Annotated in this window: 12 protein-coding genes; 2 read left to right on the top strand and 10 right to left on the bottom strand. The window is 68.8% G+C overall.

What is annotated here, in order from left to right; translation table 11 throughout:
- Positions 1 to 175: 175 nt before the first annotated feature.
- The 8 genes from secF to pdxT form a co-directional block, all read right to left on the bottom strand.
- On the bottom strand, positions 176 to 1,243 hold the full coding sequence (gene secF / locus AC5RUW_RS05320) for a protein translocase subunit SecF (protein ID WP_494159745.1): 1,068 nt from the start codon (positions 1,241 to 1,243) through the stop codon (positions 176 to 178).
- Entirely contained in the window at positions 1,240 to 3,009 is a 1,770-nt protein-coding gene (secD, locus tag AC5RUW_RS05315; protein ID WP_494159744.1) for a protein translocase subunit SecD, read from the bottom strand. The genes secF and secD overlap by 4 nt, the downstream gene beginning before the upstream one ends.
- Positions 3,010 to 3,098: 89 nt before the next feature.
- Entirely contained in the window at positions 3,099 to 3,536 is a 438-nt protein-coding gene (yajC, locus tag AC5RUW_RS05310) for a preprotein translocase subunit YajC (RefSeq protein WP_494159743.1), read from the bottom strand.
- A 206-nt stretch (positions 3,537 to 3,742) separates the two neighbouring features.
- Complete coding sequence (gene ruvB / locus AC5RUW_RS05305; RefSeq protein ID WP_494159742.1) at positions 3,743 to 4,858, bottom strand: Holliday junction branch migration DNA helicase RuvB; 1,116 nt, start codon at positions 4,856 to 4,858, stop codon at positions 3,743 to 3,745.
- Entirely contained in the window at positions 4,858 to 5,490 is a 633-nt protein-coding gene (gene ruvA / locus AC5RUW_RS05300; RefSeq protein WP_494159741.1) for a Holliday junction branch migration protein RuvA, read from the bottom strand. The genes ruvB and ruvA overlap by 1 nt, the downstream gene beginning before the upstream one ends.
- A gap of 160 nt (positions 5,491 to 5,650) precedes the next feature.
- Complete coding sequence (ruvC, locus tag AC5RUW_RS05295) at positions 5,651 to 6,268, bottom strand: crossover junction endodeoxyribonuclease RuvC (RefSeq protein ID WP_494159740.1); 618 nt, start codon at positions 6,266 to 6,268, stop codon at positions 5,651 to 5,653.
- Positions 6,269 to 6,272: 4 nt separating this feature from the next.
- Positions 6,273 to 7,028: a YebC/PmpR family DNA-binding transcriptional regulator gene (locus AC5RUW_RS05290; RefSeq protein WP_494159739.1), complete on the bottom strand. Its 756-nt coding sequence runs from the start codon at positions 7,026 to 7,028 to the stop codon at positions 6,273 to 6,275.
- A gap of 3 nt (positions 7,029 to 7,031) precedes the next feature.
- Positions 7,032 to 7,673, bottom strand: a complete 642-nt coding sequence (gene pdxT, locus AC5RUW_RS05285; protein ID WP_494159738.1) for a pyridoxal 5'-phosphate synthase glutaminase subunit PdxT — start codon at positions 7,671 to 7,673, stop codon at positions 7,032 to 7,034.
- A gap of 78 nt (positions 7,674 to 7,751) precedes the next feature.
- Between pdxT and AC5RUW_RS05280 the strand changes: the two genes are divergently transcribed.
- Together AC5RUW_RS05280 and AC5RUW_RS05275 are read left to right on the top strand one after the other, a co-directional pair.
- The gene (locus AC5RUW_RS05280) at positions 7,752 to 9,038 is read left to right on the top strand and encodes a MurT ligase domain-containing protein (RefSeq protein WP_494159737.1); all 1,287 of its coding nucleotides are present in this window, start codon (positions 7,752 to 7,754) and stop codon (positions 9,036 to 9,038) included.
- Positions 9,035 to 9,796 carry a type 1 glutamine amidotransferase gene (locus AC5RUW_RS05275; RefSeq protein ID WP_494159736.1) on the top strand — a complete coding sequence of 254 codons (762 nt, stop codon included), beginning with the start codon at positions 9,035 to 9,037 and terminating at the stop codon, positions 9,794 to 9,796. The genes AC5RUW_RS05280 and AC5RUW_RS05275 overlap by 4 nt, the downstream gene beginning before the upstream one ends.
- A 6-nt stretch (positions 9,797 to 9,802) precedes the next feature.
- Here the strand turns inward: AC5RUW_RS05275 and AC5RUW_RS05270 are convergent, their stop codons facing one another.
- The gene (locus AC5RUW_RS05270; RefSeq protein WP_494159735.1) at positions 9,803 to 11,365 is read right to left on the bottom strand and encodes an HNH endonuclease; all 1,563 of its coding nucleotides are present in this window, start codon (positions 11,363 to 11,365) and stop codon (positions 9,803 to 9,805) included.
- 191 nt (positions 11,366 to 11,556) lie between these two features.
- Positions 11,557 to 12,597, bottom strand: a complete 1,041-nt coding sequence (locus AC5RUW_RS05265) for a CapA family protein (protein WP_494159734.1) — start codon at positions 12,595 to 12,597, stop codon at positions 11,557 to 11,559.
- Between the last annotated feature and the right edge of the window lie 228 nt (positions 12,598 to 12,825).

Below are 12,825 nucleotides of genomic sequence, written 5' to 3'. Positions count from 1 at the left end.
GGCTGCCGGCGGCGGAAGCGGCAACACGGCTGGGCTCCTGCCCGGAGCTGCATCGGGGGCGGACGCAGCCGGACCCGGCAACGCAGCAGGCCGTGCACCCGGTCCGGGTGCACGGCCTGCCGTACCGCGCAAATGCGGTTGACGCTTCCCGCCGGGCTTCGGCGGGGCAGGTGGGTCAGGCGGAGGACGCCGCCGTGCCCCCGGCGGCGCGGGCGCCGTCGGGCTCCCCATCCTGGGACTGCCCGTCCTGCTCGCGGGCTTCGAGCTTGCGGCGCTGGGCCACCTTCTTCGCCTGCTTCACGATTGCCGGTTCGTTGCGGCGCAGCCAGGCGTACATGGGCGCGGCAATGAAGACCGTGGCCACGGTGCCCAGGATGATGCCGATGAACAGGGCCAGCGAAAGGTCCTTCAGGGTGCCGGCACCCAGCAGGTACGCACCGATGAACAGGATGGACGCCACCGGCAGCACCGCCACCACCGAGGTGTTGATCGAGCGGACCAGGGTCTGGTTGACGGCGAGGTTGACCTCCTCGGCGAACGTGCGTTTGGTGCGGTTCGCGAGGTCGGCTGTGTTTTCCCTCACCTTGTCGAAGACCACCACCGTGTCGTACAGCGAATAGCTCAGCACGGTCAGGAAGCCGATGATCGCCGACGGCGTGACCTCGAACCCGCTGAGCGAGTACACGCCCGCCGTGACGACCATGACGGTCACCAGGGCGGTGATCGCCGCCAGCGACATCTTCCAGGTGCGGAAGTAGATCGCCATCAGCACCGCGGCCAGGGCGACGAACACGATGAGGCCGATCAGTGCCTGCCGGCTCACCCCCTCGCCCCACACCGGGCCGATGAACGTGGAGGTTACCTCTTCGTCGGAGACGTTGTAGGCCTCGCCCAGGGCGTCCTTGACCTCCAGGGTCTGGTCGTCACTGAGGGTTTCGGTCTGCACCCGCATGGTGCCGGGGGCGATGTTGGTCACCCGGGCCTCCGCGCCGCCGACGATGGAGGAGACGGCCTCCTCACCGGCGGCGACGTCGGTCTTTTCGACGCCGGAGATGGTGAACTCGCTGCCGCCGCGGAAGTCGATGCCGAGGTTGAAGCCGCCCTTGACCACCGGGATCAGGATCGAAATCACCATGGCGACGGCGGCGATCAGGAACCACAGCCGCGCCTTGCCGACGAAGTTGTAGGACCGTTTGCCGGAATAGAGCTCGTTGCCGAAGGTCGAGAAGCTGAACCTGCTCACTTGGCGTCCTCCTGGGAGCCGGTGCGGCCGCTGCCGGCCATGGAATCTGTCCTGCTGCTGTCCTGCTCGGCCGCCCTTTCGGCGGCCCTGCGTTCGGCAATCGTCATGCGGCGCTCGGCTTCCTTCAGTGCCCCCTTGTTGCGGGCCTTGACCTGTTTGGGCGCAGCCGTTCCGGGTTCACGCAGGCGTCCGGCCCCGCGGTAGAGCGGAACGGCGCCGAGCCGGCTCGCGTCCAGCCCGGACCACTTGTGGCCGCGGCCGAAGAACTTCGTGCGGGCCAGCAGCACCATGGTCGGATGGGTGAACATGAACACGACGATCAGGTCCGCGATCGCAGTCAGGCCAAGGGTGAACGCGAAGCCCCGGACGTTGCCCACCGCCACGAAATAGAGCACGACGGCGGCCAGCAGGTTGACGGCCTTGGAGGCCAGGACCGTCCGCTTGGCCCGTTTCCAGCCGTTGTCCACGGCGGAGACCAGTCCGCGGCCGTCCCGCAGTTCGTCCCTGATGCGTTCGAAGTAGACGATGAAGGAGTCGGCGGTCTGGCCGATGGCCACAATGAGGCCGGCCACGCCGGCCAGCGAGAGCCGGTAGTTGTGGGACCAGCCGAGGATGGTGATCGCCAGGTAGCTGAGCACGCCGGCGACGACGAGCGAGGCGATCGTCACCAAACCCAGGGCGCGGTACTGGAACAGCGAGTACACGGCGACCAGGACCAGGCCGATCAGGCCCGCGATCATGCCCATCCGGAGCTGGTCGGCGCCCAGGGTGGCGGAGACCTGCTGCTCGGACTGGATGTCGAAGCTGATCGGCAGGGCGCCGTACTTCAGCTGCTCGGAGAGGTTGCGCGCGGTCTCCTCGGTGAAGTTGCCGGTGATCTGCGGCTTGCCGTCGGTGATCACGGCGTTGACCGTGGGGGCGCTGATGATCTGCCCGTCCAGCACGATCGCGAACTGGTTCTGCGCTCCGGTGAGGCTGAAGAGCCGCTCGGTGACGCCGCGGAAGGTCTCGCTGCCCTCGCTGTTGAACTCGATGTTCACGGCCCACTGGTTCAGGGAGGCGCCGTTGCCGCCCTGGGCCATGCCGAAGCTGGCGGTGGAGATCTGGGATCCGGGCACCTCGACCGGGCCGAGGATGTACTTGCCCATCGTGTCCGGCTCGCAGGCGACCATCGGCTGGTCGGTCGGCGCCGGCTCGGTGGCTGCTTCCAGGACCGCGGGGTCGGTGCAGTCCAGGGCCTCGAACTCGCGGAAGATCTCCGGGGTGATCCAGTTGGTGTCGGAGGCGTCCGCGGGTTCTCCCGCGGGCTGGGGAAGCTGGTCATCCGGCGTCGGGGTTTCGGCTGCCGGAGCCATGCCCGCGCCGCCGTAGAGCACCGGGCGGAATTCCATGTAGGCCGAAGCCTGGATCAGTTCACGGGTCTCGGCGTCGGGGGCGCCGGGCAGGGACACCACCACGTTGCGGTTGCCCGAGGTGTTGCCCTGGGTGCTGATTTCGGCCTCGGAGACGCCGCTGCCGTCGACCCGCTGGCGGATGATCTCCACCGCCTGGTCGAGCTGTTCCTCGCTGATGTTGCTGTCCCCGCCCTGGACCTTGGGCGAGAGGATCATCTGCGTTCCGCCCTCAAGGTCAAGGGCGAGCTTGGGGGTCCAGGAGGCTCCGCCCCACAGCGAGGCACCTCCGAGCAGCATGGCCAGCGCAGCACAAAGGACACCCAGCCAGGTGAGTGTCTTCTTCGCCGCCGATCCGGGACCGGTACGAGACATGGTTATTCCTTCAGGCGTGAGAAACCGGCGGACCGCCGCGGGCCGCCGGGAGCCGCGGACCCGATCGGGTCCGCGGCTTTCGGAAGAGTCTAGTTCTCTTTGTTCTTGTCGCGGTTCGCCTGATCGGCGGGGTCGACGTCGACCGGGCGCTCAGGTGCCGGAGCATCGCCGGTCAGGGCGGAGGCGTCGTCGGGAACCTGCGGCTGCTCCTCTTCGGCGACCGGGGTGACAACCTTGGTCAGCGCCTGCAGGTGCACGGTGGCGGTGTTGCCGGGCGAGAGCTCCAGGACGGCCTTGTTCTCGTCGGCGTCGATGGAGACGATGGTGCCGAAGATGCCGGAGTTGGTCATCACCTCGGTGCCGGGGACCATCTGGGTGCGCTGCTGCGCCATCTGCTGCTGCGTCTTCTTGTTCTTGCGGAACATCATGAAGACCAGCAGGATCAGCAGCACGGGCAGCATGAGGTTGATGAGGCCGCCGCCGGTGGCCTGCTCGCCGTTGGTCTGGGCCAGAATGTTCACGAACACTGAGGAATTTCCGATCTTGTTGACAGCTGATGATTGGCTCTTCGGCCACGCCCGCGGCGTAGGGACCACGGACCGCTTCCGGGCACGCTGCACACGGCCGGGCGTGCCCAGTCTATGGGACAACGGACGCCGCGGAGGTTAAGTTTCCGGCTTTTCTGCTCGCACCGGTTCGCGGCGCCCCTTCCGTGGGGCCGGGGGCGGATCAATCAGTCCCGTTCCAGGCCCGGCGACGGCGCGGCGTCGCCGTCGCCGTCGCCGTCAAACAACGGCAGCGGAGCGGCGCCGGTGAAGGCTCCGGCGGCCAGGCCGGCGGCGCCTTCCGGCATCTGCAGGCCCAGGTGTTCCCAGGCGGCGCGCGTGGCGATCCGTCCGCGCGGCGTGCGGCCGAGCAGGCCCTCACGGACGAGGAAGGGTTCGGCCACCGTTTCCACGGTTTCCGGCTCCTCCCCCACGGCGATGGCCAGCGTGCTCAGGCCGACCGGGCCGCCGTTGAACTTGGTCACCAGCGCGTGCAGCACGGAGCGGTCGAGGCGGTCCAGGCCGCGGGCGTCGACCTCGTACATGTCCAGCGCCGCGGAGGCGGCCCTGGAGTCGATCTGTTCGACGCCGTGCACCAGCGCCCAGTCCCGGACCCGGCGGAGCAGCCGGTTGGCGATGCGCGGCGTGCCGCGGGACCGGCCGGCGACCTCGGCGAATCCGGCCGAGTTCACCTTCATGTCCATCAGCATGGCCGAGCGGCGCAGCACGAGCTCCAGCTCCTCCGCGGAGTAGAACTCCAGGTGGCCGGTGAACCCGAACCGGTCCCGCAGCGGTCCGGGCAGCAGCCCGGCGCGGGTGGTGGCTCCGACCAGGGTGAAGGGCGGCAGCTCCAGTGGAATGGCGGTGGCACCGGCACCCTTGCCGACGACGATGTCGACCCGGAAGTCCTCCATCGCCATGTAGAGCATTTCCTCAGCGGGACGGGACATGCGGTGGATCTCGTCGAGGAACAGTACTTCGCCCTCGGTCAGCGAGGACAGGATGGCGGCGAGGTCTCCGGCGTGCTGGATGGCAGGGCCGGAGCTGATCCGCAGCGGTGCGTTCATCTCGGCCGCGATGATCATCGAGAGCGTGGTCTTGCCCAGTCCGGGCGGGCCGGAGAGCAGGACGTGGTCCGCGCTGCGCCCACGCAGCTTCGAGGCCTCCAGCACCAGGGCCAGCTGCTCGCGCACCCGCTTCTGGCCGACGAAGTCGTCCAGGTTCTTGGGCCGCAGCGCCGCTTCGATGGCTTTGTCGTCGGGGTCGCCGGTCGCGGCGACCAGCGGATCGGCACCTGGTGCCATCAGCCGGCCTTCCCGCTGCGGGCCGCGGGCCGGCGGCCGTCCTGGCCCAGCCGGCGAAGGGTCACGCGCAGGATTTCAGCGACCTGCCCGGACGCAGCGACCTCCGGCTCCTCGGCCATGGCCGCGTCAATCGCGGCGGTGGCGTCCTTTTCGTTCCAGCCCAGGCCGGTCATGGCGGCCAGCACCTGGTCCTGCCAAGCCGGTGCGGCCGGCGACGTGCCGGGCGTGTCGAGTGGAACAAGCTTGTCGGCCAGTTCCAGCAGGATCTTCCGGGCGCCCTTCGGGCCGATGCCGGGAACCTTGGTGAAGGCCTTCACGTCTTCGGTGGACGCCGCCCGCCGCACGTCCTCCGGGGAGTGCACCGCCAGCACGGCCAGGGCGAGGCGGGGGCCGACGCCGCTGACCCCGAGCAGGGTCTCGAAGACCTCCTTCTGCTCGGCGTCGGCGAAGCCGAAGAGCGTCAGCGAGTCCTCGCGCACGATCAGCGAAGTGAACACCTGCGCTTCACGGCCCACATGCAGGCCGCTGAGGGTCTGTGGCGTGGCCTGGACGGACATGCCGACGCCGCCCACCTCGATGACGGCTGCGTGCAGCCCGACCTGGGCCACGGTGCCGCGAAGGGAACTGATCATGGGAGGACTCCAACGGATTCATAGAACATAGCTACGAATACCCTACTTGGGTCCGGCCGCGATTCCGCACCGGACGCCGTCGGCCCGCGTTTCGCCGGCGCTGCGGGTCTCCCCAGGCGGCTGCCAGCCGCCGGTCAACGGGCCGCGGGGCGGTGCAACCTCAGCGGCCCGTGCGCCGTGCCTTGGCTTCGGCTTCGGCCCAGAGCCGCTGCGCCGCCGTCAGGCCCGTTCCGCCGCCAGCTCCGGCCGCGGCGCGGGCGGGGGCTTTCGTGGCGGATCCCGCCGTGGAACGGCCTGGTCCGAGCGCGGTGCGCCGCCACGCGTGCGTGATGGCCAGGGCAAGGGCGTCGGCGGCGTCGGCCGGGCGCGGCGGCGCGGCCAGACGCAGGATCTTGGTGACCATTTTGCCGACGGCATCCTTGTTGGCGGAGCCGGACCCGGTCACCGCGGCCTTCACCTCGGTGGGGGTGTGCAGCGCCACCGGGATGCCCCGGCGGGCGGCGGCGGCAATGACGATGCCGCTGGCCTGGGCGGTGCCCATCACGGTGCTGACGTTGGTGTGGCTGAACACCCGCTCCACAGCCAGCACGTCAGGGACGTGTTCATCGAGCCAGGCGTCAATCGAGGTGGCGATGGTCAGCAGCCGCCCGTCGAGGGCAGTCGCCGAGTCGGTACCCACCACGCCCACCGCGACCAGGTGGGCGCGGCGGCTGGGCTCGACGTCGACGACGCCGAGCCCGCACCGCGTCAGGCCCGGATCAACGCCCAGGACCCGCACGGGGTCAGTCGTCCTCGAGCTGGGCCAGGACCTCGGACGAGATGTCGGCGTTCGAGTAGACGTTCTGGACGTCGTCGAGGTCCTCGAGGGCGTCGGCGAGTTTCAGGAACTTCCGGGCGGCGTCGGCATCCAGCTCCACGTGCATGGAGGGTACAAACTCGGCTTCGTCGGTCTCGTACTCGATGCCGGCTTCCTCAAGCGCGGCCACGACGGCGCGCAGATCCTGCGGCTCGGAGATGATCTCGAAGCTGTCTCCGGATTCCTTCACCTCGTCGGCGCCGGCGTCGAGCACAGCCATCAGCAGGTCATCTTCGGTGAGCCCGTTCTTGGGCAGGTTCACCACACCCTTGCGGGAGAACATGTAGGAGACGGAGCCCGGGTCCGCCACGGTGCCGCCGTTGCGGGTGATGGCCAGGCGCACCTCGGAGGCGGCGCGGTTCTTGTTGTCGGTGAGGCACTCGATCAGGAGGGCGGAGCCCTGCGGTCCGCGCGCTTCGTAGATGATTTCGGAGTAGTCAACGACTTCGCCGGTCAGCCCGGCGCCGCGCTTGATGGCGCGGTCGATGTTGTCGTTGGGCACCGAAGTCTTCTTGGCCTTCTGCACGGCCAGTTCCAGGGCCGGATTGCCGGCCATGTCGGCGCCGCCGGCGCGGGCGGCGACTTCGATGTTCTTGATCAGCTTGGCGAACGCCTTGGCGCGCTTCGCATCGATCACGGCCTTCTTGTGCTTGGTGGTTGCCCATTTGGAGTGGCCCGACATGCTCTACGCTTCTCCTCTGATCATCGATATAAAAAGTTCGTGGACCCGCCGCTCGCCCGTCACCTCCGGGTGGAACGAGGTGGCCAGCAGCGGTCCCGAACGCACTGCCACAATTCTAGCGACCGGTCCGGGAACTTCGGCGAGGACCTGCACGTCGGCGCCGGTTTTCTCCACCAGCGGGGCGCGGATGAACACCGCCCGCAGGGTGTCCGGCTGTTCCAGGCCCGCGGATGAGGGCAGGCCGGCGATGCCTTTAAAGTGCAGGTCCGCTTCAAAGGACTCCCGCTGCCGGCCGAACGCATTGCGGCGGACCAGGATGTCCAGACCGCCGATGGTGGGCTGCGGGTTACCGGCCAGGTCGGTCGCCGGATCGGTGAGCCGGTCCGCGAGCAGGATCATTCCGGCGCAGGAGCCGTAGGCGGGCAGTCCCGCCGCGAGTGCCTCCCGCAGCGGCTCCAGGAGGCCGAAGATTCCGAGCAGCTTGCCGATGGCGGTGGACTCTCCGCCGGGCAGCACGATTCCTTCGAGCCCGGCAAGATCCGCGGGACGCCGTACGGGAACCGGCTGCACACCGCTGGCCTGCAGGGCCGCCACGTGTTCGCGTACCCCGCCCTGCAGCGCGAGCACGCCTACCCTTGAAGTCACCGGGACAGCTTACCCGCGGGCCCGGGCGTCGGCCCCACGGCCGCGGGAGAATGACGCCCCTGCGATATATTCGAACCCATGAGTTTCTTCTCCGTCCTCGTGGGCAAGACAGTCCGCGGAGCCTCCCGGCTTCGCGGCGGAGGATCGGCCCTTCCCGGCCTGGTGGTGGAGAAGATCGATCCGAACTTTATCCGCCGCACCCTCTCCACCCTGCCGCTCGGCGTTGCCGTGGTGTCCGGTACCAACGGCAAGACCACCACCACCAAGATGGTCGTCGAGCTGCTGGAAGGGCAGGGGCTGAAGGTCTTCACCAACCGCACCGGCAGCAACTTCACCCGCGGCGTGGCCGCGGCCCTGCTGGGCGAGGTGGACCTGCGCGGGCGGCTCGATGCGGACATTGCCGTCCTGGAGCTGGACGAGGCCCACGCGGTGCACTTCGTGAAGCTGATCCGCCCGCGGTATTCGCTCCTGCTGAACGTGCTGCGGGACCAGCTGGACCGGTTCGGCGAGATCGACCGGACCACCCGGCTGCTGGAGCAGATCGCCGCGGCGACCACTGAAACCGTGGTGCTGAACCGGGAGGACCCGAGGGTGGCCGGCATCGCCGAGACGCTCACCGGCGGGCAGGAGGTCCGCTGGTTCGGGCTGGACGAATCGCTGCGCAGCACCTTCCCCAGCGACGACGAGATGCGCGGCGACGGAACCGGCGCGGCGCAGCGCGCGCTGGACGCGCGGCGGGAGGCCGACGTCGTGCTGGAGCGGGTCGCGGAGGCGGACGCCGACTTTCGGATCGGTGATGAGCTGGTGACCACCGGGCTCAAGCTGCGCGGGGTGTACAACATTTTCAACGCCGCCGCGGCGCTGACCCTGGCCCGCGTGATCACCCGCGCCGACACCGATCAGCCGGCCCTGATCGAGTCGCTGTCCCAGGTGGAGCCGGCCTTCGGGCGCGGCGAGTCGCTGATCGTGAACGGCCAGCCGCTGGAACTGGTGCTGGTCAAGAACCCCAGCGGCTTCCGGCTGGGCCTGAAGTCCTTCGCCGCGCACGGCTGGTCCACCATGATCGCCATCAACGACAACTATGCCGACGGCCGGGACATGTCCTGGCTCTGGGACGTGGAGTTCGACTCGCTCGCCGCCGGCGGCGTGGACGTGGTCTCCGGAGTCCGGGCCTATGACATGGCGCTGCGCCTGAAGTACGACGACGTCGAGGTCCGGCACATCGAGCCGGACCTGCCGGACGCGCTGCAGCGTTTCATCAAGGATGCTTCGTCCGGCCCGATGCGCATTTTCTGCACCTACACCGCCATGCTTGCGATCCGCCGCGAGCTGTCCCGAATCACCACCGTGGAGGTTGTCTCATGAGCGGCGAACGCGAAAACCGGGACGGCCGCCGGGTCCACGTCGTCCAGCTCTATCCCCGGGACATGAACATCTACGGGGACTTCGGCAACGTGCTGGTCCTGAAGCAGCGGCTCAAGTGGTACGGCTACTCCCCCGTAGTGACCGAGTACAACCCGGGCGATGTGTTTCCGTCCGACGTGGATATCGTCGTCGGCGGCGGCGGCCAGGACAGCGGGCAGGTGGTCATCCAGCAGGACCTCCAGCAGTTGGCTCCCACCCTGCGGCAGCTGGCCGACGACGGGGTGCCCATGCTGGTTATCTGCGGGCTCTACCAGTTGTTCGGACGCTTCTTCAAGACGCATGAGGGCACCGTCATTCCGGGCATCGGGGTGCTGGACATCGAGACCCACGGCGGAAGCGACCGGCTGATCGGCAACGTGTTGTCCGAAAGCCCCGAATTCGGCGAGATCCACGGCTACGAGAACCACAGCGGACAGACCTTCCTGGGCGAGGGCGTCGAGCCGCTGGCCCGCGTGCGCAAGGGTGAGGGCAACAACACCAAGGACGACACCGAGGGCGCCCGTTACAACAACGTGGTGGCCAGCTACCTGCACGGTTCCCTGCTGCCCAAGAACCCTGCGATCGCGGACTTCCTGATCGCCAAGGCCGCCGAGCGGCGTTACGGCAGCTTCGATCCGGTGCCCTCCGAGGAGGATTTCGCCGATCTGGAACGGCTCTCGCGGCTCGCCCGCGAGCACGCCGGCCTGCGTCCCCGGTAGCGTCCGTCAGCTCCCGGTTCCCGGGCTGCCTGGCAGCGGCGGAGCGGTGGAACGGTAGCTGTGGCCGGTCGGCGTCGTAATGGTGACCGTGTGTCGGGTGCCGGGTTCCTGCCTGCCGCCGGATGCGTCCGCCGCCCCGGCTGTCGCCTTCCGTCCGGGCATTTCCTTCGCCCCGGCTGCCGCTTTCCATCCGGGCGCTTCCTTGGCTTGGTTGCAGGCCTCGCACAGCCCCTGCAGGTTGTCCGCCCGGGTGGTACCGCCGCTTCGATGCGGCAGGATGTGGTCCTGGTGCCGGATGGGTGCATCGCACCACGGCGTCCTGCAGGTCCGGTCCCGGGCAACGATGAACCGCGCGAGAGCAGGAGGGACGAAGCGGGCCCTGGACTCCATGGCCACGAGCTCGCCCGTCGACGGTTCGGCATAAAGCCGGCGCAGCCACAGGACTGATTCGTCCGGGACGTTGACGCCCGCTCCTGCGGAGGATTCGACAGATTCAGCGGGGGCCGGAGGCCACACCGCCCGATCTGGTACTGTCGCTCTCTTCCCTGCCGATGGGGGTGGGCTTGCCGCCTCCCCTGGTTTCGCAGATGCTGCTGCCGCCGTCCGCACTGCTTCCCGGGCCCACATCGACGGCACCACGCCGTATCCGGTGAGGTGGGCCGGTTCGTCATCGGCGGCCAGCAGGGTCCGGTCCGTCATCACGAGCTGGACTTCGAGCGGAACCCTGTCCGCCCGGGCCAGGCCGGTGATGCGCTCCACCATGGTGTCGGCCATGATCTGCCCCCTGGTCCGCGCGTCGCCGTTCGCCCGGAGGGAATCGGCGGCTCGGCTCAGTGCCGCATAGACGGCCACCCCCTGGGCGACCGGCAGAAGGCCGGTCACGTAGGTCATGGTGTCCGGGGCGGGCCTGCAGGAAACGTGACGGTCGGCCTGCGCCTTGGCAGCGCGCCGGATCAGCGCCTGCTGGTCGAGGCGGCAGGTGATCTTTCGAATGCGGGCAATCAGCCGACCGTCGCCCAGCCCCTCCAGATCGCGCAGGTTTCCGGCGACTTCCTCATCAACAATGCCGCGGTCTTCCACCGTCAGGCAGGCCGTCTCACGCACCAGCAGGGTGGCCCGCCACTCACTGATCCTCCCCTGCGACAATGCAGCCAGGGTGCAGGGCATTTCCTTGGTCAGGGCCTTGGCGAAGCCGAGAATGCGACCGCCCCGGGCCGGCGACTCGCGCCGCGCCAGGGCAATCTGCGCCCCGACGCCCCGACCCTGCTGTTCGGACGGCAGCCCGGCAGCCGCATGGGCCGCCCGAACGGAGCGGTCCAGCGCGGCCGCTGCGCGGGCCTGCAGCGCGGACGCTGCCGCCTTGAGCTCCTCCAGCTCGCGCAGCCGGTCTATCAGTTCCGCGCCGTCCGCCAGGACGAGGGCACGCAGGGTCCGCGCATCCGACAGCTCAGCGATCCAGGCGCTGATCCTCCTTCTCGGCTCGTACAGCGCCCGATGCCCCGCCCCATCGCGGGGCGGAGAAGCATTGCCGGGATACGCCGGCACCGGAGCCACAGCTTCTTCGAACATGTGTTCGATCCTATGGCTGGGTCGAGACCTTCTCAATGGGTGTTTTTCCGCCTGTGCACAACCACCTGCAGTGAAATGGCCCGCCGCATATCAGCAAACCCGTAGCCGTTTTCCCCGACTCAGGAAAAGGACTTCCCACGGCACAGGGAAAAGAACCGACCTATTCACGCCGGATCATCCCCGGGCCACCCCTACTTTTGCTCAGATGCCCCCGGATACCGGGTGACCAGCCATTCCCGGGCCCCGGCGTCGGCGGCCCCCATCGATTCGACCACCGAAATGGTCCGCGCCCGCACCGCCTCCCGCTGGGCGGCCGGAGCGCACTCGCCTTGCGGCAGGTCCGATGCCACCGAGCACCAGCGGTACGGATCCCGCACGATCACCGACGGCGCCCAGGCCAGGTCGCCCACGCTCCACTCCCCTGCCCCGTCCTGCCGGAACTGCACCCGCACAATCAGTCCCTCGTTGTTCACGTCGTACCAGGGCGAGAGCTCGGTGATTGAGTTGCCGAGGCCGTAGACGATCCAGGTCCCGTTGTAGTTCTCGATGGGCAGGACCGAGTGCGTGTGGTGGCCGTAGATGAAGTCGAATTCGCCGCTGTCGGCGAGGGCGTGGGCCGTGTCGATCTGCTGCGTGTTGGGGGTGGACGCGTATTCGTCGCCGGCGTGGATGGAGGCGACGACGACGTCGGCCCCTTGGGTGCGGGCGGCACGGGCCCGTTCGATCATGTCGGCCGGGTCCAGCATGTCGACCTGCCACGGATGTTCCGGGGTGAGCCCGTTCAACCCGTACGTAGCCTGGACGATGCCGACGGTACCGCTGCCGGTCTCCAGCAGCATCGGCTGCCCCGCCTGTTCTTCAGCGGCGTACGATCCGGTGTGCTGCAGTCCCAATGAGTCCAAGGTTGCAAGAGTCCGTTCCAGCCCTGCCGTTCCGGCGTCAACGGTGTGGTTGCTCGCCGTCGTGCAGCCGTCGAAGCCCACGTTGGCAGCCGCGGCAAGGATCTGCGGCGGAACGTTGAACATCGGATAGCCGGCAAAGGGACCTTCGGCCTCGGCGACCGGAGTTTCCATGTGGCAGACAGCAGCGTCCGCGGCCTCGATGTACCTGCGCTGGCCCTCGAGCAGCGGCGTGAAGTCCAGTCCGGGGCTTCCCGCTGCTGCGGCGTCGGCGCGGGCCTGGTCCCACAGCTGCGGATGCACGAGCAGGTCCCCGGACACCATCAGGGTCATGCACCGCTCGGCCTGCGGAACAGGGCAGGCCGCACCCAGCCCAGGGGTAACCGCGGGCGTGGACGACGGCGACCCGGACTGCGCCGGTTCGACGCCGGCCGGGCCGGCCGAGGACGAAGCGCCTGGCGCCGACGGAGCGCCGCCGTCTGAAGGAGAACCGTCGCCGCCGCTGCAGCCGGCAAGCACCAGCGCAGCTGCGGCCAGCACTGCCGCCAGGCGCCGGCGGAC

It is taken from the genome of Arthrobacter sp. Y3222053 (assembly GCF_059092805.1).
This window is presented reverse-complemented; position numbering and strand designations above follow the sequence as displayed.